Source organism: Hyphomicrobiales bacterium (genome assembly GCA_030688605.1).
Taxonomy (GTDB): Bacteria; Pseudomonadota; Alphaproteobacteria; order Rhizobiales; family NORP267; genus JAUYJB01.
The window spans coordinates 1-20,796 of sequence record JAUYJB010000112.1 but is presented as its reverse complement, the minus strand read 5'-3'; the positions used below and the strand labels follow the sequence as shown (position 1 = coordinate 20,796).

Below are 20,796 nucleotides of genomic sequence, written 5' to 3'. Positions count from 1 at the left end.
CCATCTCCAAGACCATCAACGCGCCCGAGGACATCTCCTTTGCCGCCTTCAAGGATGTCTATGCCGAAGCCTATGCGCTCGGCCTCAAGGGCTGCACCACCTACCGCCCGAACCCGGTGACCGGCGCCGTGCTCAGCGCCGAGGAGGCGCCGGCACCAGCCGAAAGGCCCGCCCAGCGGCCGCCGGAGATCGCGCGTCAGCAAAGCCTGCCCCTTGCCGCCGAGAAGCCGGCGCCGGAACGGCGCGCCGAAATCGTCTATCTGACCGAGCCCCTCGCCCGCGAGCCGGTGCTGCCCGGCTATACCTACAAGCTGAGATGGCCGGGCTCCGAGCACGCCATCTACATCACCATCAACGACATCGTCCGCGACGGCCGCCGCCGCCCCTTCGAGATCTTCATCAACTCCAAGAACATGGAGCATTACGCCTGGACGGTGGCGCTGACCCGCATGATCTCGGCGGTGTTCCGGCGCGGCGGCGACGTCTCCTTCGTCGTCGAGGAGCTCAAGGGCGTGTTCGACCCGCGCGGCGGCGAGTGGCTGCACGGGCGCTTCGTGCCGAGCCTGCTGGCGGCCATCGGCGGCATCATCGAGCAGCACATGATCGACATCGGCTTCCTGCCCGGCCCGGTCGACCAGACGGCCGAGGGCGCCGCGCGGCTCGCCGAGCGGCGCTATTGCCCGCGCTGCGACATGCCAACGCTGGTGTTCCAGGAGGGCTGCCATCTGTGCTTCAACTGCGGCTATGCCAAATGCAGCTAGAGCGAGCTCCGGTTCGTCTGATTCCGTATGATCGGCTAATGCCCTCGTTCGTTTTTTCTCAAGCCCGTTAGAGCCTTATCCACCCTCCCCGCAACATTCGGCGGCAATGCCCCAAGCCTAACCCTCCGCTAACCCCACTGCGATAGGGTCCGATTCGCTTGACGGCATCGGTACAACTGTTCTAGTTTTGTTCTCATGGCAAAAGACAGTCTCCTCTCCCGCGACGAGCCCGTATCCGCCCTTGCCGGCCTTCCCGCCGGCAGCATCTTCCGCTATTGGCGCGGGCGCTCGGGCCGGCGATACCTGCACACGGTGCACGCGCTTGCCGACTGGCCGGGTTACGGCGAAGCGAACCTGATCTTCGTCCGCTGCCAGGCCGGCGGCCGGCGCCACGTGCTGTGGGTCGGACAGGCCGGCGGGCATGGCGCGCGCGCCGCCGCGCGGAGCCTGTTCAAGCGCATGGAAGAGGCTGGCGCCAACGAGGTACACGTGCACCTTCTGGCGGGCTCGGCAAGGGCGCGCCGCGCCGTCGAGCGCGACCTCAAGGCCGCCCTCGGCCTGTTGCGCATCGTCGATTGAGGCGGCGCGATAGGGCCTTGGCCTCATCCTTCGAGACGAGCCGGAGCCTGTCCTCGGGCTTGCCAGAGCCTGTCCTCGGGCTCGCCAAAGGCGAGACCCGGGGGGCAAGACCCGGGCGTCCCGCCTCAGGACGAGGGGTGAAGTTGATCGTCATGGCGAGGGCGCCCGAAGGGCGCGTCTCGAACCATGAACCGCTCTAAATCGCCAGCCGCGCCAAGAGCGCCTCGAGCCGCCGGTCGCGGATGCCGAGTTGGCACAGATGGCTCACTGTGTTGCGGATATAGTCGGTATTGACGCCCGACTGGCCGCGCCCCTGACGCACCAGCCTCAGCTGCTCGCCGAGTGTCAGAACGCCTGCATATTGCGCGTGGTTCCGGTCGACCACGTAGCACAGCGCCGGCACCGCGTCCCCGCCGCCGTCAATGCGCACCAGGCGGCGGGTTTCGCGATAGACCATGGTGACCTGCTCGCGCTCGCGCAGATAGGCGAGAACGTCAGCCGCCTTCTCCGCCGCGACGCGAAAGGCGATGCCCCGGCACGAGCCGCCGCGGTCGAGGCCGAGCACCAGGCCCGGCCGCCGCGGCGAGCCGCGGTGGATATGCGAAAAGACGCAGAGCGCCCGGTGGGCGCCGAACAGCCGCGCCGGGCGCTGGTCGAGAAACGCAAAGCCCGGCCGCCACATCAGCGAGCCGTAACCGAAGACCCAGAATTCCTCGCCCGCATCCGCAGTAGGCATTCTACTCCGCGCCGTCCGGCGCCTTCGGCCCGCGCCGGCCGAAATCCGGCGCCGGCGTCTCCTGTCCGGCCTCGATGATGCCGCGTCTGATGGCGCGGGTACGGGTGAAAAGCTCGAGCAGCATTTCGCCGTCGCCGTAGCGGATCGCCCGCTGCAGGGCCGTCAGATCCTCGTTGAAGCGGGCCAGCATCTCCAGCACCGCTTGCTTGTTGTTGAGGAACACATCGCGCCACATCACCGGATCGGAGGCGGCGATGCGGGTAAAGTCGCGAAAGCCGCCGGCGGCGAATTTGATCACCTCCGATTCGGTAACCGTTTCCAGATGCGCCGCGGTGGCAACGATATTGTAAGCGATGAGATGCGGGATATGGCTGGTGATGGCGAGCACCAGATCGTGGTGGTCCGCATCCATGACCTCGACATGCGAGCCGCACGCCTCCCAGAAGGCCTTGAGCCGCGCCACCGCGTCGGCGTTGGTGCCGGCCGGCGGGGTCAGGATGCACCAGCGGTCATCGAACAGCTCGGCGAAGCCCGAATCGGGCCCGGTATGCTCGGTTCCGGCGACCGGGTGGGCGGGCACGAAATGAACGCCTTGCGGCAGATGCGGGGTGACGTCGCGGATGACGGCCGCCTTGACCGAGCCGACATCGGTGACGATGGCGCCGGGCGCGATATGCGGGCCGATCTCCGCGGCGACTGCGGCATTGGCGCCCACGGGCACGCACAAGATGACCAGATCGGCGCCGGCGACGGCGTCCTTCGCGGTGGCATGGATCGAGTCGACGAGGCCGAGCTCGACCGCCTTGTCCCGCGTCTTGGCGGTTTTGGCGTGCCCGGCGATGTGCCGGCAAAGGCCCTCGCGCCGCATCGCGTGGCTGAGAGACGAGCCGATCAGGCCGAGCCCGATCAGGGCGACGCGTTCAAACATGTCTCTTCCTTTAGCTTCTCGCGCCGGCATCCAGGAATTCGGCGAGCGCGGCGAGGGCCCGCCGGTTCGCCTCTTCGGTGCCGACGCTCATGCGCAGCGCGTTGGGAAAGCCGTAATTGCCGACGCGTCGCAGGATCAGCCCGCGCGCCTTGAGAAAGGCATCGGCGGCGGCCGCCCCCTTGCCGGGTTCGTCGAGAAAATGCATGAGCACGAAGTTGGCGACCGACGGGGTCACCCGCAAGCCCAGCGCACTCAGCTTTTCCGTGAGCCATGCCAGCCACTCGGCGTTATGCGCGACCGCCGTCTCCACATGGCCCTGATCCTTGACCGCGGCGACGCCGGCGGCGATCGCCGGCCCGCTGACATTGAACGGACCGCGGATGCGGTTCAGCGCGTCGGCCACATGTTCGGGACAATAGGCCCAGCCCAGGCGCAGGCCGGCGAGGCCGTAGACCTTCGAGAAGGTCCGCGTCATCACCACATTATCGTTGGTGGCGACGAGCTCGATGCCGGCCTCGTAGTCGTTGCGCCGGACATATTCGGCATAGGCCGCGTCGAGCACCAGGAGCACGTTCTTGGGCAGGCTCGCGTGCAGCCTGCGCACCTCATCGATGGGCAGAAAGGTCCCGGTCGGATTGTTCGGGTTGGCGATATAGATCACCCGCGTCTTGTCGTTGAGGCAGGAGAGAATCGAGTCGACATTGGCGGTCTCGTTCGTCTCCGGCGCCGCCACGGGGGTCGCCCCGCAGGCCAGGATCGCCAGCCGATAGACCAGAAAGCCGTGCTCGGAATAGACCGCCTCCTCGCCCGGCCCGAGATAGGCATAGGCGATCAGGCTCAACAGTTCGTCGGAGCCGGCGCCGCAGACGATACGCTCGGCCTTCAGCCCATATTGCGCCCCCAGCGCCGCCCGCAGCGCCGTGGCGCTGCCGTCGGGATAGAGCGCAAGCCTTTCGGCCTCGTCGCGATAGGCCTTGACCGCCCCCGGGCTCGGCCCCAGCGGGGTCTCGTTCGAGGACAGCTTGAAAACCGGCCCCTTGCCCGGCTCTCCGCTCTCGCCGGGCACATAGGCTTCGATGTCGAGAATCCCCGGCCGCGGCACCGGCCGGCCTTTGTTGCGCGTCATCGTCCTGCCTTCCTGGCGCCGGGGGATAGTTCGAGCGGGACGGCATAGCCGCCGAGCCAGCGCAGCCCGTCGGCGTTCGGACCGTCGAACAGGTGGGCGGGGACATGGCCCGCGATCTCGGCCAGCGCGAGGCCGCCGTCGGACCCGTCGAAACTGTCCGCGAGCCGCAGCGAAAGCCCGCCGAGATGGGCTTCGACGAAGGCAAGCTCGATCGCCGTCCGCGCCGCCCTGTCGTCGAGGCCCGGCTTGATCGGCACCGCGGCAAGCGTCACGTCTTCTCCCGACGGCTCGACCGGCGCCCGCGACAGGATGAGCGCCGGGCGCTGCGGAACCGCGTCCGATCCGCGCATCTTCAGGAACGGATAGCGGGCGACGGCGCGCGCCGGGTGGTCGCGATCAAGGGCGAGCGTCGCCCACCACGGCCTTCCCGACCCCGTCAGATGATCGTCGTCGTCCACGATCACGCCGATGACGCCCGCATCCTCGGCGATCGCGGCAAGCGCCGCGTCGGCGTCGGGCACGGTCGAGATCGGCGTCGTCACCGAGAAATAATGTCGCCCATATTCGGCAAGCACCGCCTCGTCGGCACCGGTCATCAGCACCCGGAAGGGCGCCTGAAGCTGGGTGAAGCTGCCGATGATCTCGCGCCAGATGCGCTCCAGCGAGGCAATCGGAAAGTCGCCGGCATGGTCGGCGACGAGCCGGCGCAGCATTTCCGCCTCGCGCGCCGGACGCATGGCCATGGTGCCGCCCGGCTCGCCGACGCCCTTGGCCCGCTGCAGCATGTCGATCAGCTCGCCGCGCTGCATCAGCAGCCGGTGAATCTCGTCGTCCATCGCATCGATCTTGCGACGGATGTCGGCAATGCCGATGCCTTTCTCGGACATGGGTCCTTTTCCTGCTCGCGAGCCGCTTCGGTTCGCCTGCCGGCGCCTCGAAAAAACGCGGCGTATTCATACGGGTGCGCTCATCCAAAAGCAAAGAAAACGTTGACACGGCAGGGGTCCGGAACCTAGCTAAGGGCCGCCCCATGGCCGTTGCGACGGGTGTTCCGGCGCCGGCGGCGCGGCCATGCCGGCCGGCCGCGCCGATGGGTCAATAAGGTCACAAGACGGTCCGCGTCGCAGCGGGAGTTTGACAGCGTGTCCAGCCTTCAAGGCAAGACCAGATCCCGGCGCAGCAGCTCCGACAATCTGCCGGCGGCCGTGCGCGAGGCGGAAAAGCCGCATAGTAGGGTCGCTTGCTTCGGCGAGGACCAGCCCCTGCTGCTCGACTCCGGCCACGTGCTCAAGCCGCTGACCATCGCCTATCAGACCTACGGCACGCTCGATGAGCGGAAGGCCAACGCGGTGCTCGTTTGCCACGCGCTCTCCGGCGACCAGCACGTCGCCAACACCCATCCGGTTACCGGCAAGCCCGGCTGGTGGGAGATCATGGTCGGCCCCGGCAAGCCGATCGACACCGACCGGTATTTCGTCATCTGCGCCAACGTCGTCGGCGGCTGCATGGGCACCACCGGCCCGAGCTCGATCAATCCGGCGACCGGCCGGCCCTATGCGCTCGACCTGCCGGTGGTCACCGTCCGCGACATGGTCCGGGCCCAGGCCATGCTGCTCGATCATCTGGAAATCCGCGACCTGTTCTCGGTCACCGGCGGCTCGATGGGCGGCATGCAGGTGCTGCAATGGGCGGCGAGCTACCCGGAGCGCGTCTTTTCCGCCATTCCGATCGCCACCGCCGCCAAGCACTCATCGCAGAACATCGCCTTCCACGAGGTCGGCCGCCAGGCGGTGATGGCGGATCCCGAGTGGTGCAAGGGAAACTATATCCTCAAGCGCAAGAACCCGCGAAAAGGCCTGGCGGTGGCGCGCATGGCCGCCCACATCACCTACCTTTCCGAGGAGGCGCTGGCGCGCAAATTCGGCCGCAACCTCCAGGACCGGGACAATGTCACCTTCGGCTTCGACGCCGATTTCCAGGTCGAGAGCTATCTGCGCCATCAGGGCATGACCTTCGTCGACCGGTTCGACGCCAACGCCTATCTGTACATGACCCGGGCGATGGACTATTTCGACCTCGCCGCCGACTATGGCGACGTGCTGGCCAATGCGTTCGCCGGCACCAGGACCCGCTTCTGCATCGTCTCGTTCACCTCGGACTGGCTGTTTCCGACCGACGGCAACCGCCAGGTCGTGCACGCACTCAACGCCGCGGGCGCCAATGTCAGCTTCGTCGAGATCGAAAGCGACAAGGGCCACGATGCCTTCCTGCTCGAAGAGCCGGAGCTGTGGGCCACCATCCGCGGCTTTCTCGGGTCCTGCGGCCGGGTGCGCGGCCTGGCAGAGAAAGAGACGGCGGGGCGATGAACACGCCCGCCCGCGTCCGCGCGCGCGAGCAGAAGCGCGCCGACTTCCAGGTCATCGAAGCGCTGGTCGAGGACAGGGCCAAGGTGCTCGATATCGGCTGCGGCGACGGCGAGCTTCTCAAGCTCCTGGAGGAGACGCGTCGCGTCGACGGGCGCGGCATCGAGATCAGCCAGGCCGGCGTCAACCGCTGCGTCGCCAACGGCCTTTCGGTCATCCAGGGCGACGCCGACCGCGACCTTGTCGACTATCCGGACGACAGTTTCGACTATGTCATCCTCAGCCAGACCATCCAGGCCGTCCACCGCCCGCGCACCGTGCTGGCGCAGCTTCTGCGCATCGGCAAGCGGGCCATCGTCTCGCTGCCCAATTTCGCCCATTGGCGCATCCGCGTGCAGATACTCTCGCGCGGCCGCATGCCGGTGACCAACCGCCTGCCCTATAGCTGGTACGACACGCCCAACATCCATTATTGTACCATCCGCGACTTCGTCGAGCTGTGCCGCGAGATGGCCGTGCATATCGACCACAAGGCGGTGTTCGACGCCCGCGGCCGGCGGCTAGCCGACGGCGCGCCGCTTTTCTGGCTGAACATCTTCGGCGAGCAGGGTGTTTTTCTGCTGTCGCGCTAGGGTTTTTCCGGACATCCTCCTAGAGGGAGGATTCGGGACGGCGTCCGGTGGGATCGTCTTCGTTTGGCAGACGATCGCTCATGTGGATGGATTCGATCCGTTCGCTTCCCGCGCGTGCAACGGGAAGCGTCCTTAGACGACCGTCCGGCACGAAATCAAAGGAGGAACAGGGAATGGCGTTCATGCTCAAGATCCGCTGGGACATCAAGGATGGCAAGGTCGCCGACTTCAAGTCCAATCAGGAGGCGCTGTGCAAGGTCATGCACGAGCATCCGGGCGTCATCTGCTACCATGTCGACTACCCGTCCGAACGCGTCAGCGAATGGGTCGAAATCTACGCCAACGACGACACCTTCCGCGCCCACCTTGCGAACGAAAAGGGCAAGGCGCCGTTGGGCGCCATCATCGAAGCCTGCGATAAGATCACCTGCCGCTGCTTTGGCGACCCCGACGCAGCCTCGCGGGAAATTCTTGCCGGCTTCGGCAGCACATATCACCAGCCGGCCACGAATTCGTTTGCCCTCAATCCGCGGGCGGACAAGGATTCGCCGGTCTGAGCGGGCGCCATGGCCAAACCGATCCACATGATGGTCAGGGTCTTGGCCGAGGCGATATCGGTCGATTTCCACGACAAGGCGTTCGGCCTGAAGGTCGCCGGCCGGTTCGAAAAGCTGGGGCTTGAGCCCAACCCGATCAACGAGTTCCATCGCGACGGCGCGCCGATGGCGCGGCTCTTCGCGGTGCAGGACGCCGACTGCCACCAGATCGAGATGCTGCAGCGGCACGGCCGTTGCCGCTAGCCGTTACGGCCGAGCCGCCTCCGATTCCGCCTGGAAGGCGCGGGCATGCGGTCGCATGCCCGCCGGCGCCTCGCCTTGAGCCCGCGGCAATCGGCCGCACATCCGCGGTCTTACAAGGATCGGGCGCTCGATTGATTTGACTGGTCGCGGGCGTAGACTTGTTGGACGCACCAGCCGTCCGGGCATCTGCCGCCGAGGGCTGTTGTGGGGCCGGTTCTTACGGTGACGCCTCCGGCCTTTGCGCCGGCCGGCGGGCGGCAAGGAGAACTAGACCATGACCCCGACTCTATTCGAAATCAATATCGCCATGATCATGGTGGCCGCGAGTGTCGCCATGGTCGTGTGGTTTCAAGGATACCTGGCTACTGCCTCGGCCAGTCGCATGGCGCGCATGATGGCGCGCATCGGCATGGACCCGGCGATTGCGACCGGCGGCCGCCCGCAAAGCGCGGCGATCCTGAAACAGATGCGGCAGCGCTGCCGCAGGTGCCCGTCGGAGGATCTGTGCGACCGCTGGGTCGCCGGAACGGTCAAAGGCGGCAACAGCTTTTGCCCCAATGTCCGGGCCTTCGGCCTTTTCGCGAAAACCGCCCGCTGAACCGCTGGGCATCGCTCCCGAGAATGGCTTGAGGGCTCAGGCCGCCGCCGCCGATTCGAGCTCGAAGATCCGGGCGTGAGACCGCAGGCTCGGGGGCACGACGCCGAGTGCGCCCCGTCTGTCAATCGCTTCGACGATCGCCGGTTTGTAGCGGCGCGCGGCAAGGATGTTTATGGCGACCGTTTTCGGCCGTGGTTCGGGCCGGGCAAGCGCCGCTCATCGAATTGCGTAACTATCGGGCCACTGCCGGGGGACCTATCCCACTCTTCGGCATCGCCCCACTCGCCGGCGGCGCCAGCACCGGGCGCAGCGCCGGCCGCCGCAGCCTGCGCACCGGAACCGGCGCGTAGACCTCCTTCGTCGCCTCGACGATCCACACCCCTTCGAAACCCGGCAGCAGCACGGCGCCGATGCGCTCCAAAGCCGGCGCCGAGCGCAGCAGATAGCGCCGGCTCGACGGCGGCATGGCGAGCGCCCCCTCCCAGCCGAGCGGGCTGTACATGCCCTCCTTCAACAGGTCGGCGAGCTGGCCGCGGCTGAACGGGCGCCCATGGCCGAAGGGGGTCGTATCGACGCGCGCCCACAGGCCGCGGCGGTTGGGGACGACGGCGATCAGGCTTCCGCCCGGCGCCAGCACGCGCCATGCCTCGCGCAACAGTTCCTGCGGCGCCTCCGACATTTCCAAGGCATGGACGAGGAGCAGCCGCTCCACCGTGGAGTCGCCCAGCGGCAGATCGTATTCGTCGACCAGGGCGGCGCGATAGGGCGGCTCCTCGGGCCAGGCCACCACCCCCTGGGCGGCGGGCATGAGGGCGCCGAGGCGCTCGGCCTCGCCGGCATACACGCCAAGATAGGGCGGCGCGAAGCCGAGGCCCATCACCGTCTCGCCGCCGACATCCGGCCAGCGCGCGCGGATGCGCCGCGAGATGAGCCGACGGACCACCCGGCCGAGGCGCCCGAGGTAGAAATCGCGATAATATGCGGCATCGAGATACATGGGGGGCTGCGCCTTCTCCGGCCGCGGCCGGCTTGCCAGCAGAGTCTCGAATGATAGTTTGATCGGCGGCAAATCCAAGATCATAGACACCCAGCGGTGGAGGAGCGGGAGATGGCCAATCTCGAAATCCGGCAATTCATGTGCCTGAGCGACAATTTCGGCGTCCTGATCCACGCCCCCGAGGCCGGCCTCACCGCCTCCATCGACGCGCCGGAGGCCGGCCCCATCGAGACGGCGCTCGCCGATGCCGGCTGGCGGCTGACGCACATTCTCAACACCCACCATCACGGCGATCACACCGGCGCCAACCTTGAGCTGAAGGAGAAGACCGGCTGCGCCATCGTCGGCCCGCGCAATTCGCGCATCCCCGGCATCGATGTCGAGGTCGGCGACGGCGAAAGCTATGAATTCGGCGGCCATGTCGCGCGCATCATCGCCACCCCCGGCCACACCCTCGACCACATCGCCTACTGGTTCGAGGCGGACAGGATCGTCTTTGTCGGCGACACGCTGTTTGCGCTCGGCTGCGGGCGCGTCTTCGAGGGCACGCCGCCGCAAATGTGGCAATCGCTCAAGAAGCTGATGGCCCTGCCGCCCGACACCCGGGTCTATTGCGGCCACGAATACACGCTCGCCAACGCGAGATTCGCGCTCACCGTCGAGCCGCGGAACGAGGCCCTGAAGCGCCGCGCCGAGGCGATCGCCGCCTTGCGCGCCGACAACAGGCCGACCCTGCCGACGACCATCGGCGAGGAGCTTGAAACCAATCCGTTCCTGCGCGCGGAAAAGCCGGAATTGCAGGCGCAAGCCGGCCTGAGCGGGCGCAGCCCGGCGGACGTGTTTGCCGCCGTCCGCAAGCGCAAGGACAATTTCTAGAGCGGTTCCCGGCCGTGCCGCCGGCGAGCGGCGGCAGTGCCCGCCGGCGCCCTGCGGAGCGCGCGGCCCCTCGGCGCATGGACGCTCGTCGGCCGCGCCGTGGCGCCGGATCGATGCAGCAGAAGTCTGGCACCAGAGGGCAGGGCGCCGGGCGGCTAGTCGGCGGCCGGCGACCGTGCGCGCGCCGCGAGCAGGTCCTTGGCGGCGAGCGCGGCGCCGCCGGTGATCGCCAGACAGGCAATGGCGACGGTCCAGCTCGCAACCCCGAAGCCGGCCAGGATCAGGATCCCCGTCGACAGGAGCGGCGCCATATAGGCGCTGGCGCCGAGCACCGCGATGTCGCCATGCTTGACGCCATAGTCCCAGACGTAGAAGGCGATGCCGACCGGCCCGAGGCCGAGGCCGGCGACCGCGAGCCATTCGGTCGGGCGCGCGGGCCAGATCGTTTCCTCTACCATCAGGTGGCTCGCCGCGCTCAACAATGCGGTGAGCAGACAGAAACCGGCGACCGCGTCGCTCGGCACGCCCGCGAAGCGCCGCGACATGACCGAATAGACGGACCAGATCACGGCCGCCACGAGCGCTGCCGCATAACCCGGCGCATAGTCCGCCTTGATGCCGAGCCCCTCGCCGCCGGTGACGATCAGCACGGTGCCGAACAGCCCCAACAGGGCGCCGGCCACGTGGTGCCAGCCGAGCCGCTCGCCCGGCAGCGACGCCGCCATGAGCACGATCAGGAGCGGCCACAGATAGTTGATCAGTCCCGCCTCCACGGGCGGTGCCGACTTCAGGGCCGTGAAGTAGAAGAAATGGTAGCCGAACAGGCCGGCGACGCCGAGGAGCCAGGCGCCCGCCGGCGGCCGTGGACGGCCGCGCGCGCCGGCGCGGAACAGCCGGCTCAGGAACCCCGCCGCGGCGGCGATGGCAAAGCTCATGGCGGCGAGCTGAAACGGCGGCACCCGGCCGGAGGCGGCCGTCAGCAGGGCCAGCAGCGACCACATGAGCACGGCCGTAAAACCGATCAGCGTCGCGCGCGTTTTCGACAACCGCTCCCCCTGCGCCAGCCTAGCGATCACGACCTAGGCGAAAACAGGCGGCGGGTAAAGAGGGCCGGATCGGCCGGCGCCGGTCACAGGCCGGCCATGGCGCGGCTGATTTCCATGCTGCCGTCGACGATCATCTTGCCGGCGACATAGGCGATCAGGGCTAGGCCGAGATAGCCGAGCCAGCGGTGGCGCTGCAGCAACTGGGCGACCAGCGCCGCGCAGACGCCCATCAGAATGACCGACAGCGCAAGCCCGACGACGAGCGCCAGCATGTGCTCGCCGGCGGCGCCGGCCACCGCCAGCACATTGTCGAGCGACATCGACACGTCGGCGACCACGACCTGCCAGATCGCGGAGGCCACGCTCTTGTGCGGCACCGCCGCGACGACGGCTGCGCCCGCGGCGGCGCCTGTGGCGCCTGCGGCGCAGTCCACCCTCCCGAGGTCTCCTGAGTACAGTCCGGCCGCGGCATCCTGGGCCCGCTGCTCGCGCAACTCGCGATAGAGCTTCCAGCAAACCCAAAGCAGAAGGATGCCGCCGGCGAGCGTCAGACCGATGATGGCGAGGAGCTGGGTGGTAACGGCGGCAAAGGCGATGCGCAGAAATACCGCCCCCATGATGCCGAAGAAGATGACCTTGCCGCGTTGTCCGGGCGCGACGCCGCACGCCGCCACGCCGACGACGATGGCGTTGTCGCCCGCCAGCACCAGGTCGATGGACACCACCTGGACCATGGCGAGAAGCTCGGAATGTAGAAGGTCGGTGGGCAAGGGCAATCACGCACTTCCCGCGGATCGGCGCCGCCCATATGTGGGATCGCCGGTCGCGCTCGGCAAGACGGCGGGCGGGAAAACTGCGAAATATATCCGGCGATTAGGCAAGGCTTTGGCGGTGCGGCAGGGCGACATCAGACCATGATCTGGCCGCCATTGACGGTCAGCGTCGAACCGGTGATCCAGCCGGCCTCGTCGGAGGCCAGAAACACGACGCAGCGGGCCACTTCCTCGGCCTCGCCGAGGCGGCCGGCGGGGATCTGCGGCAGGATGATCGTTTCCATCACCTTTTTCGGCACGGCTCTCACCATTTCGGTGGCGATATAGCCCGGCGCCACCACATTGGCGGTGACGCCCTTGGCCGCGCCCTCCTGGGCCAGCGCCTTGGTGAAGCCGATGACGCCCGCCTTGGCCGCCGAATAGTTGGTCTGGCCCAGCTGCCCCTTCTGGCCATTCACCGAGGAGATGGTGATGACCCGCCCGAAGCCGCGCGCGCGCATGCCCTCGATCACCGGCCGGGTCATGTTGAACACGGAATCGAGATTGGTGCGGATGACGTCGCCCCAGCTCTTCAGGCTCATCCGGTGCAGCATGCCGTCGCGGGTGATGCCGGCATTGTTGACCAGGATGTCGACCGGCCCGAGGTCGCGCTCGACCCCAGCGACGCCCTTGCCGCACGCCTCGTAGTCGCCGACGTCCCACTTATAGACGGCAATGCCGGTCTCCTCCTTGAAGGCCTTCGCCGCCGCGTCGTTGCCGGCGTAACTGGCCGCGACCTTGCAGCCGGCCTCATTCAGCGCCCTGGAAATGGCGCCGCCGATGCCGCGCGTTCCTCCGGTAACGATCGCGACCCGCGCCATGGCTCAGTCGCGCTCCGCGCACCTGGCGATGCCCGTGCCGGCGATATTCACAACTGCATCTTCCCTCACGGAGGCGCTACTCCGGTTCGCCTGCTCCGCCGATCATTGCGACACCGGCGGGTGTGCTGTCAATCGGCGGGCGGCGAACATTTACCGATCCCGGCTCCGTTCCGCCGCTGGCCCGCAATGCAGCGGAAGTTTCGCTGCCGTGCACAAAAAAAGTGGCACCGGCAATACATATTTCGTATCGTAGGGATCAAGACAAGCTCATGCCGAGCCGCGAGGCGCGCGGTTTTTGCGGCAAGAATGAGGAATGCCCCGTGCAGCACCCGAAAGACACCGCTGAGCCCGTGGTTATCAAGAAATACGCCAACCGGCGGCTCTACAATACCGATTCGAGCACTTACGTGACCCTCGACGACCTCGCGGAAATGGTCAAATCCGGCCGCGATTTCGTCGTCTACGACGCCAAGAGCGGCGCCGACATCACCCGTTCGGTTCTCGCCCAGATCATCTTCGAGCAGGAAGGCAAGGGGCCGCATCTGTTGCCGATCCGCTTCCTGCGCCAGCTTATCCGCTTCTATGACGACAATATGCAGAAGCTGGTGCCGAGCTACCTCGAGTTCAGCCTGGAATCGCTCGCCAAGGAACAGGAGAAGTTCCAGCGCCAGATGGCCAAGGCGTGGGGCGTGCCCGGCTTCGACGCCCTGCAGGAGCAGGTGCAGCGCAACCTCGCCGTGTTCGAAAAGGCGCTCGGCGTCTTCTACCCGTTCACGGCCGAGAAGCCCGGCGCCGACACCGCCGGCGCCGCCCCCAAGGCCGAGCGCGGCAAGGCGGAGGCGTCGGGGGAGAACGAGATCGAGGCGCTGAAGCGCCAGCTCGGCGACATGCAGTCGAAGCTGGAGACGCTGTCGCGCAAATAGGGTCCGCCGCGCCGCTCTAGAAACCGAGGGCGCAGCCGTCCTTGCGCGGGTCCGAGCCGCCGATCAAGAGGCCGCGCTCCCAGTCGATCATGATGCCCTGGCCGCCGCCCCACGGCCTGTCGACGACGAAGACGTCGTGTCCCTTGGCGGCGAGCGCCGCGCGCGCCGCTTCCGGAATGCCGCGCTCGAGGCCGAGCCGTCCGTCTGCGAAGAACAGGCGCGGCGCGTCGATCGCCTGCTGGATGTCCATGACGTAGTCGTAGACGTTGGTTGCGACGTGCACGTGGCCGACCGGCTGGTAGGCGGCGCCCATGACGCCGTAGGCGAGCTCGACGCGGCCGTCGCGCATGGTCATGGCCGGAATGAGGGTATGCATCGGCCGCTTGTTCGGGGCGATGCAATTGGGATGCTCCGGGTCAAGCGAAAAGGCCGAGCCGCGGCTTTGATAGAGGACGCCGGTCGCCGGATCGCAGATGCCCGAGCCGAAAGTATGAAACAGCGAGTTGATGAAGGAGACCGCCATGCGGTCGGTGTCGACGACGCTGAGATAGACGGTGTCGGAGCCTACCGGCACGCGGACCGGGCCGAGATCGGCGCTGCACCGCTCCATGTCGATATGGGCCGCGAGATCGCGGCCGAGGCGCTTGTCGAGGATCTCGGCGACGCTGGCCCGCATCGCCTCGGGGTCGGCGATCATCTGGTCGCGGAAGCGGTAGGCGCTGCGCATCGCCTCCATCTCCAGATGCAGCCGCTCCGCGCCCATGGGCACGAGCGCGGCAAGGTCGAAATTCTCCAGAATGTTGAGCATCAGCTGCGCGGTGATCCCCTGGGTGTTGGGCGGCATCTCGACCATGTCGACGCCGCGATAGGGGTTGATCACCGGCTTGACCGGGCTTGCCGTCGTCGCCGCGAAATCGTCGAGCGTGTGCAGGCCGCCGAGGGAATTGAGATGGCGCACCAGCGCCTCGGCGATCTCGCCCTTATAAAAGGCGTCGCGGCCCTTTTTGGCGATCGTCCTCAGGGTCTTGGCGAGTGCCGGCAGGCGGACCCGGTCGCCCGCCGCATAGGGCTTGCCGTCCTTGAGGTAGAACTGCCGCGCGCCCGGGTCCCGCGCCAGCTTCTCGGCCCCTCGGCGCCAGTCGAAGCCAACCCGCGGGGCGACGAAAAAGCCGTCCTCGGCGAGCCGGATCGCCGGCGCCAGCGCCTTATCGAGGCCGATGGAGCCCGCCTCGGCGAGCAGCCGGTCCCAGGCGTCGACCGCGCCCGGCACCGTCACCGCGTGAACGCTTTCCCGATCGATCGCTTCGATCCCATGCAGTTGATACCATTGCGGGGTCGCCGCCGCCGGCGCCCGGCCGGAGCCGTTGATGCCGGTGGGCGCCTTGTCCCTGCGGGCGACAATGGCGAAGCAGTCGCCGCCGATCCCGGTCATCTGCGGCTCGACCACGGCCAGCACCGCCGCGGCGGTGACGGCGGCATCGACGGCGTTGCCGCCGCCGCGCAGCATGGCAATCGCCGCCTCGCTCGCCAGCGGGTGGGACGTCGCGCACATGGCGTTGCCGGCAAGGACCGGCGAGCGGCCGGGCAGTTGGAAATCGCGACCGGTCATCTCGGTCCGTTTCTGCGACCGGAGCGCGCGCAAGCGGGACCGGCGCCGGGTTTCAATAGCTGCCCGGCGGATAATGATCGACGGCGAAGTCGCGCCGCGCCGCGCGGATGGTGACCGAATAGCCGGCAACGACGTCGATAAGCGCGATCGCGGTCATCAGGAAATAGACCGATGTCGCGGCCTGCGGAACGACCAGGAACTCGACCAGGCAGACGATGAAGACGAGGGTCGACATGGCGTGATCGAAGACCGAGCCGAACCCGGTGCGCGTCGCCTTGAGGATTTCGACGAACAGCAGGAGCAGGGCCACGGTGATGAACAGATCCTCGACCGTCAGGACCCAGCGCGCGCCTGACACCATGTTGACCCCGATCACCTCGCGCGACCAGACGATTTCGGTCACGAAGGTCAGGACGTTGTAAGCGATCAAAGGCAGGACAAGCAGTGGAATGCCGAGCAACATGACCGTTCCCCCGTACGCACAATTGCGGGAGTCGTGAACTATACGCCGTTATTGTGGGGCGGCAACTGCCGGACCTGGCGCGGTCAGGCTTCTTCTTTCCGCTTGAGCACCTGGCGGCCGCGATACATGCCGGTCTTCAGGTCGATATGGTGCGGCCGGCGATATTCGCCGCTGTCCTTGTCCTCGACATAGGTCGGGTCCTTGAGGGCGTCCGCCGAGCGGCGGAATCCGCGCTTCATGCGCGATGTTTTTCTCTTTGGCACCGCCATCGGCGTGGCTCCATCAATGCAAGCTGCGAAACGGATTGGGGCGCTTCCGCGCGCCGGGCCGTCTTATACCGAAGACCGTTCGTTGTGGCTAGAGCGGTTCATGGTTATAGGGAACCGATTTGATGGGCCAAATCGGCTCCCTATAACCATGAACCGCTCTAGTCTTGCTCCGGCCAATCGCGGATGTCGACGAAATGGCCGGCAATGGCGGCGGCGGCCGCCATCACCGGGGAGACCAGGTGCGAGCGGCCCTTATAGCCCTGGCGGCCCTCGAAATTGCGGTTAGACGTCGAGGCGCAGCGCTCGCCGGGGGCAAGCTTGTCGGCGTTCATGGCCAGGCACATGGAACAGCCGGGCTCGCGCCACTCGAAGCCAGCCGCCTTGAACACCTTGTCGAGGCCCTCGGCCTCGGCTTGCTCCTTGACCAGGCCCGAGCCCGGCACGATCATCGCGTTGACGCTTTCCGCCACATGGTGGCCGTCGACCACCTCGGCCGCGGCGCGCAAATCCTCGATGCGGCCATTGGTGCACGAGCCGATGAACACCCGGTCGACGGCGATGTCGGTCATCCGGATGCCCGGCTTGAGCCCCATATAGTCCAGCGAACGCTGCATGGCGCGGCGCCGGCCCTCGTCCTTGACGGCCGCCGGGTCGGGAACCTCGCCGGTGACCGCGACCACGTCCTGCGGGCTCGTGCCCCAGGTGACGAGCGGCGGCAGGCTTGCCGCGTCGAGCTTTACCTCGCGGTCGAAATGCGCGCCCTCGTCCGACTTCAGCGTCGGCCAATAGGCGACCGCCTTGTCCCAGTCGGCGCCCTTGGGCGCGCGCGGGCGGCCCTTGAGATAGGCGAAGGTCGTCTCGTCCGGCGCTATCATGCCGGCCCGCGCGCCTGCCTCGATCGACATGTTGCACAGCGTCATGCGCCCTTCCATGGACAGCGCCCGGATCGCCTCGCCCGCATACTCGATGACGTGGCCGGTGCCGCCGGCGGTGCCGATCTCGCCGATGATGGCGAGGATGATGTCCTTGGCGGTGACGTGGGCGGGCAGCGCGCCGTCGACGGTGACGCGCATGTTCTTGGCCTTTTTCTGGATCAGTGTCTGGGTCGCCAGCACGTGCTCGACTTCGGAGGTGCCGATGCCGTTGGCGAGCGCGCCGAAGGCGCCGTGGGTCGCGGTGTGGCTGTCGCCGCAGACGATGGTCGTTCCCGGCAGGGTGAAGCCCTGCTCCGGGCCGATGATGTGGACGATGCCCTGGCGCTTGTCCATCTCGTTGAAATAGTCAATGCCGAACTCGGCGGCGTTCTTTTCCAGGGTCTTGACCTGCAGCGCGCTTTCCGGATCGTCGATGCCGTGGCTGCGGTCGGTGGTCGGCACGTTATGGTCGACGACGGCGAGCGTCTTTTCCGGCGCGCGGACGCGGCGGTTCGACAGGCGCAGTCCCTCGAAGGCCTGCGGGCTCGTCACCTCGTGCACCAGGTGGCGGTCGATATAGATCAGGCAGGTGCCGTCGTCTGCCTCATGAACGAGGTGCTCGTCCCAGATCTTGTCGTAAAGCGTCTTCGGCGCGCTCATCTTTTTCGTTACTCGTCCTCATCGCCAATGCTGCGGCTGATATGGGGCAAATGCTCACGATTGGTCAAGTCGCCGCGCACCGTTGGCCACGGCGCGCACTCAAACCCTCTCAGCATGTCGTCACCCGGCTTGACCGGGTGACCCCGTATCCTCGGAGATCAAATCCAAATACTCGGAGGCTACTGGATTGTCCGCTTTCGCGGACAATGACAAGAGGAACGGTGAACGAAAAGGGCGGCATGGCACAGCCCCGTGACCAATTCACTCCGGAAAACCGCCCTATTCCGTCTTGGCGGGTTCTTCGGCACGGGCTTTCTTGCCCTTGGCGGCGGCGGCTTCCGCGGCGGCGGCCTCGGCCTCCGCCTCGGCTGCTGCTTGCACCAATGCGGCGGCCTTTTCGGCGGCGGCTTCCGCCTTGGCCTCGGCCGCGGCCCTGCGCTCGGCGTCGATCAGACGCCTAGTGCGCACGTCGGTCGCCTCGGCGATGCGCGCCGACTTGCCGCGCCGCGCGCGCAGATAATAGAGCTTGGCGCGGCGCACCCGTCCGCGGCGCACCACCTCGATCGACTCGATTGCCGGCGAATGGACCGGAAACACGCGCTCGACCCCTTCGCCGAAGGAGATCTTGCGCACCGTGAAGCTCTCGTTGATGCCCTTGCCGGAGCGGGCGATGCACAGCCCTTCATAGGCCTGCACGCGGGTGCGCTCGCCTTCGGTCACCTTGACGTTGACCTTGACCGTGTCGCCGGGGCGGAACTCGGGAACCGGGCGCTTCGCCTCGAGGGCGGCTGCCGCTTCCTTCTCCAGCTCCTCGATGATGTTCATGGCTCAACTCCCTTCTTGCTTGATCGCCGGTTTTTGCGGAGTGCAGAGGAGCGGCGCTCAGCGCGGCTCATGCGGACCCGTGCGGGCCTGAGACGTCGGCCGGTTCATTACTGCAAAAGCCGGACTTTGTCGATATGGGGGAGGGGCGGTAGTCGGGGAGCGAATGCCGTTGCCGCCGATATTTCCGTTCGCCGGGATTAAACCCGCCGCCCGGACGTTCATGGGAGTATCGGTACCGAACCCATGAAGGGAGGATCCTCATGTTACGCAAGACACTGTTGGCCGGCGCGGCGCTCGCGCTCTTCGCCACCCCGGCTTTGGCGTTCCACTGCCCCATGGATGCCGCCGCCATCGACGCCGGTCTCGCCAAGGCCAGTCTGACCGATGCGCAGAAGGCCGAGATCACGGCGTTGAAGGACAAGGGCATGGCCGAGCACAGTTCCGGCAATCATGACGAGGCGCAAAAGAGCCTGGCCGAGGCCATGCGCAAGCTTTTGAACGACATGTAGGCAACACGGTTACGTCGTCATGGTAAGAGTCGATGTGAGTAACCCAGGGGCGGCGGCCGTGGCCGCCGCCCCTTCGAGACGGGGGACGAATTGGACCGCAAGGCGGCGATCGCGCAGGAACTGCCGCGCCTGAGGCGCTATGCGCGCGCCCTTGTGCGCGACCCGGGCGAGGCCGACGACCTGGTCCAGGACTGCATCGCCCGGGCGCTGGAAAGGATTGCCCAGTGGCGAGAGGGCGAGGAGCCGCGGCGCTGGCTGTTTGCGATCATGCACAACCTCTTTATCGACCAGGGCCGGGCGCGCCGGCGCCGCACCGAGATGGCGCAGGTGACCGCGATCTCCGCCGCCGAGGCGTTCGACCCGCCGCGGCAGCTCGACCGCCTCCACGTCGCCGACGTCCTCGACGCGCTCGAGGCGCTGCCGGACGACCGGCGCGAGGCGCTCGTCCTGGTCGGGGTCGAGGGCATGAGCTACCGGGACGCCGCCGCCGTTCTCGGCGTGCCGGTCGGCACCTTGATGTCGCGGCTTGGCCGCGGCCGGGCGCAATTGCGCGAGCTCATCGGCGAAAACGCCCGCCGGCCCGGACAATTGAGGAGCGTTGAATAATGCCCAGGCGCAATTTCGGAGATGCCGATCTCAACGCTTATCTCGACGGCGAGATGCCGGTCGAGGAGCAGGCCGAATTCGAGGCGTGGCTGAGGGAGAACCCGGCCGAGCGCCAGCGGCTCGCCGCCTGCCGGGCGGATCTGCGCCGGCTGCAGGAGGCGCTCGACCCGGTGCTCGAGGAGGCGGTGCCGGAAAGCATGCTGGCGGCGCTCAACGGTTCGCGGCGGCGGGCGCGGCTCGCCTGGTGGCAGGCCGCCGCCGCCATCGTCATTTTCGCCGCCGGCGGGGCGGCCGGCTGGTCGGTCGCGCAATTTGCCGGGCCGGCCCCGGCGATGGCCGAAGGCACGGCCGAGCGGGCGCTGACCGCTCACAGGGTCTATGTCGCCGAGGTGCTGCACCCGGTCGAGGTCGGCGCCGACCAGAAGGCGCATCTGGTGAGCTGGCTGTCGAAGCGGCTCGGCCACCGGCTCGCCGCGCCGACCTTGAGCGAAGCCGGCTTCAACCTCATCGGCGGCCGGCTCCTGCCGGGCAGCGACGGCGCTGCGGCGCAGCTCATGTACGAGGATCACCGGGGCGAGCGGGTGACGCTCTATATCGCCGTCAATCCCGAGAACGCCAAGACCGCGTTCCGGCTCGCCCGGCACGGCTCGACCGAAACCTTCTACTGGCTCGACGGACCGCTGGGCTATGCGCTCGCCGGCGATATCGGCGAGGAGCGGCTGCTGCGTCTTGCCCAGATCGTCTATGGCGAGCTGATCGGCCAGGAGCCGGGCTAGAGCATGTTCCGCAAAAGTGGGAACCGGTTTTGCGAGAAGAGCGGGCTCAACCAAAAGAGCATGTTCCGCAAAAGTGGGAACCGGTTTTGCGAGAAGAGCAGGCTCAACCAAAAGAGCATGTTCCGCAAAAGTGGGAACCGGTTTTGCGACAAGAACAGGCTCAACCA

At 67.2% G+C, this 20,796-nt stretch carries 26 protein-coding genes; 12 read left to right on the top strand and 14 right to left on the bottom strand.

Translation table 11 applies throughout. The features are described from left to right. Both Q8P46_12135 and Q8P46_12130 read left to right on the top strand, forming a co-directional pair. Positions 1-761 (top strand): ribonucleoside-diphosphate reductase, adenosylcobalamin-dependent (locus Q8P46_12135; protein ID MDP2620903.1); only part of this gene is annotated, 761 nt, incomplete at its 5' end. A 195-nt stretch (positions 762-956) separates the two neighbouring features. Continuing rightward, the gene (locus Q8P46_12130; GenBank protein ID MDP2620902.1) at positions 957-1,340 is read left to right on the top strand and encodes a hypothetical protein; all 384 of its coding nucleotides are present in this window, start codon (positions 957-959) and stop codon (positions 1,338-1,340) included. Positions 1,341-1,536: 196 nt separating this feature from the next. On the opposite strand, the gene Q8P46_12125 is transcribed toward Q8P46_12130, so the two are convergent. Genes Q8P46_12125 through Q8P46_12110 form a run of 4 tightly spaced genes read right to left on the bottom strand, consistent with a single transcriptional unit; the run spans position 1,537 to position 5,017 of the window. After that, on the bottom strand, positions 1,537-2,076 hold the full coding sequence (locus Q8P46_12125; GenBank protein MDP2620901.1) for a gamma-glutamylcyclotransferase: 540 nt from the start codon (positions 2,074-2,076) through the stop codon (positions 1,537-1,539). Between the two features lies 1 nt (position 2,077). Beyond that, entirely contained in the window at positions 2,078-3,004 is a 927-nt protein-coding gene (locus Q8P46_12120) for a prephenate/arogenate dehydrogenase family protein (GenBank protein MDP2620900.1), read from the bottom strand. Between the two features lie 10 nt (positions 3,005-3,014). Next, complete coding sequence (gene hisC, locus Q8P46_12115; GenBank protein MDP2620899.1) at positions 3,015-4,130, bottom strand: histidinol-phosphate transaminase; 1,116 nt, start codon at positions 4,128-4,130, stop codon at positions 3,015-3,017. Further along, the gene (locus Q8P46_12110; protein ID MDP2620898.1) at positions 4,127-5,017 is read right to left on the bottom strand and encodes a chorismate mutase; all 891 of its coding nucleotides are present in this window, start codon (positions 5,015-5,017) and stop codon (positions 4,127-4,129) included. Before Q8P46_12110 ends, hisC begins: the two co-directional genes overlap by 4 nt. A gap of 306 nt (positions 5,018-5,323) precedes the next feature. Between Q8P46_12110 and Q8P46_12105 the strand changes: the two genes are divergently transcribed. Both Q8P46_12105 and metW read left to right on the top strand, forming a co-directional pair. Beyond that, on the top strand, positions 5,324-6,496 hold the full coding sequence (locus Q8P46_12105) for a homoserine O-acetyltransferase (GenBank protein MDP2620897.1): 1,173 nt from the start codon (positions 5,324-5,326) through the stop codon (positions 6,494-6,496). Then, entirely contained in the window at positions 6,493-7,125 is a 633-nt protein-coding gene (metW, locus tag Q8P46_12100; GenBank protein MDP2620896.1) for a methionine biosynthesis protein MetW, read from the top strand. Before Q8P46_12105 ends, metW begins: the two co-directional genes overlap by 4 nt. A 19-nt stretch (positions 7,126-7,144) precedes the next feature. Here metW and Q8P46_12095 read toward each other — a convergent pair whose 3' ends face one another. Then, the gene (locus Q8P46_12095; protein ID MDP2620895.1) at positions 7,145-7,309 is read right to left on the bottom strand and encodes a hypothetical protein; all 165 of its coding nucleotides are present in this window, start codon (positions 7,307-7,309) and stop codon (positions 7,145-7,147) included. Here Q8P46_12095 and Q8P46_12090 point away from each other — a divergent pair. The 3 genes from Q8P46_12090 to Q8P46_12080 all read left to right on the top strand — a co-directional run bounded on the left by Q8P46_12090 (position 7,299) and on the right by Q8P46_12080 (position 8,523). Continuing rightward, positions 7,299-7,682 carry a hypothetical protein gene (locus Q8P46_12090; GenBank protein MDP2620894.1) on the top strand — a complete coding sequence of 128 codons (384 nt, stop codon included), beginning with the start codon at positions 7,299-7,301 and terminating at the stop codon, positions 7,680-7,682. The two genes, Q8P46_12095 and Q8P46_12090, sit on opposite strands and share 11 nt — an antisense overlap. Positions 7,683-7,691: 9 nt before the next feature. Next, a complete protein-coding gene (locus tag Q8P46_12085; GenBank protein MDP2620893.1) occupies positions 7,692-7,925 on the top strand; it encodes a hypothetical protein in 234 nt (77 codons plus the stop codon). A 274-nt stretch (positions 7,926-8,199) separates the two neighbouring features. Then, entirely contained in the window at positions 8,200-8,523 is a 324-nt protein-coding gene (locus Q8P46_12080; GenBank protein ID MDP2620892.1) for a DUF6455 family protein, read from the top strand. A 232-nt stretch (positions 8,524-8,755) separates the two neighbouring features. On the opposite strand, the gene Q8P46_12075 is transcribed toward Q8P46_12080, so the two are convergent. Continuing rightward, positions 8,756-9,520: a methyltransferase domain-containing protein gene (locus tag Q8P46_12075; GenBank protein ID MDP2620891.1), complete on the bottom strand. Its 765-nt coding sequence runs from the start codon at positions 9,518-9,520 to the stop codon at positions 8,756-8,758. A gap of 111 nt (positions 9,521-9,631) precedes the next feature. Between Q8P46_12075 and gloB the strand changes: the two genes are divergently transcribed. After that, positions 9,632-10,396, top strand: coding sequence for a hydroxyacylglutathione hydrolase (gene gloB / locus Q8P46_12070; GenBank protein ID MDP2620890.1), 765 nt, complete (start codon positions 9,632-9,634; stop codon positions 10,394-10,396). 155 nt (positions 10,397-10,551) lie between these two features. Here gloB and Q8P46_12065 read toward each other — a convergent pair whose 3' ends face one another. The 3 genes from Q8P46_12065 to phbB form a co-directional block, all read right to left on the bottom strand. Next, positions 10,552-11,442, bottom strand: a complete 891-nt coding sequence (locus tag Q8P46_12065; GenBank protein MDP2620889.1) for an EamA family transporter — start codon at positions 11,440-11,442, stop codon at positions 10,552-10,554. 83 nt (positions 11,443-11,525) lie between these two features. Next, positions 11,526-12,176, bottom strand: coding sequence for a YjbE family putative metal transport protein (locus tag Q8P46_12060; protein ID MDP2620888.1), 651 nt, complete (start codon positions 12,174-12,176; stop codon positions 11,526-11,528). A 173-nt stretch (positions 12,177-12,349) separates the two neighbouring features. Continuing rightward, positions 12,350-13,075, bottom strand: coding sequence for an acetoacetyl-CoA reductase (phbB, locus tag Q8P46_12055; GenBank protein MDP2620887.1), 726 nt, complete (start codon positions 13,073-13,075; stop codon positions 12,350-12,352). A gap of 320 nt (positions 13,076-13,395) precedes the next feature. On the opposite strand from phbB, the gene phaR reads away from it, so the two are divergent. Further along, the gene (gene phaR, locus Q8P46_12050; protein MDP2620886.1) at positions 13,396-13,998 is read left to right on the top strand and encodes a polyhydroxyalkanoate synthesis repressor PhaR; all 603 of its coding nucleotides are present in this window, start codon (positions 13,396-13,398) and stop codon (positions 13,996-13,998) included. Between the two features lie 16 nt (positions 13,999-14,014). Here phaR and ggt read toward each other — a convergent pair whose 3' ends face one another. The 5 genes from ggt to rplS all read right to left on the bottom strand — a co-directional run bounded on the left by ggt (position 14,015) and on the right by rplS (position 18,738). Next, positions 14,015-15,607, bottom strand: coding sequence for a gamma-glutamyltransferase (ggt, locus tag Q8P46_12045; GenBank protein ID MDP2620885.1), 1,593 nt, complete (start codon positions 15,605-15,607; stop codon positions 14,015-14,017). Between the two features lie 52 nt (positions 15,608-15,659). Further along, a complete protein-coding gene (locus tag Q8P46_12040) occupies positions 15,660-16,070 on the bottom strand; it encodes a hypothetical protein (GenBank protein ID MDP2620884.1) in 411 nt (136 codons plus the stop codon). Positions 16,071-16,153: 83 nt separating this feature from the next. Then, positions 16,154-16,339 carry a 50S ribosomal protein L32 gene (rpmF, locus tag Q8P46_12035; protein ID MDP2620883.1) on the bottom strand — a complete coding sequence of 62 codons (186 nt, stop codon included), beginning with the start codon at positions 16,337-16,339 and terminating at the stop codon, positions 16,154-16,156. Positions 16,340-16,497: 158 nt separating this feature from the next. Next, positions 16,498-17,913 (bottom strand): 3-isopropylmalate dehydratase large subunit, encoded by a 1,416-nt coding sequence (gene leuC, locus Q8P46_12030; protein MDP2620882.1) that lies wholly within the window; start codon positions 17,911-17,913, stop codon positions 16,498-16,500. 279 nt (positions 17,914-18,192) lie between these two features. Beyond that, the gene (rplS, locus tag Q8P46_12025; GenBank protein MDP2620881.1) at positions 18,193-18,738 is read right to left on the bottom strand and encodes a 50S ribosomal protein L19; all 546 of its coding nucleotides are present in this window, start codon (positions 18,736-18,738) and stop codon (positions 18,193-18,195) included. 260 nt (positions 18,739-18,998) lie between these two features. Here rplS and Q8P46_12020 point away from each other — a divergent pair, with 260 nt between their 5' ends. The 3 genes from Q8P46_12020 (at position 18,999) to Q8P46_12010 (ending at position 20,629) form a co-directional block, all read left to right on the top strand. Then, complete coding sequence (locus Q8P46_12020) at positions 18,999-19,247, top strand: hypothetical protein (protein MDP2620880.1); 249 nt, start codon at positions 18,999-19,001, stop codon at positions 19,245-19,247. A gap of 90 nt (positions 19,248-19,337) precedes the next feature. Then, complete coding sequence (locus Q8P46_12015) at positions 19,338-19,853, top strand: sigma-70 family RNA polymerase sigma factor (GenBank protein ID MDP2620879.1); 516 nt, start codon at positions 19,338-19,340, stop codon at positions 19,851-19,853. Further along, a complete protein-coding gene (locus Q8P46_12010) occupies positions 19,853-20,629 on the top strand; it encodes an anti-sigma factor (GenBank protein MDP2620878.1) in 777 nt (258 codons plus the stop codon). Before Q8P46_12015 ends, Q8P46_12010 begins: the two co-directional genes overlap by 1 nt. Positions 20,630-20,796 lie beyond the last annotated feature (167 nt).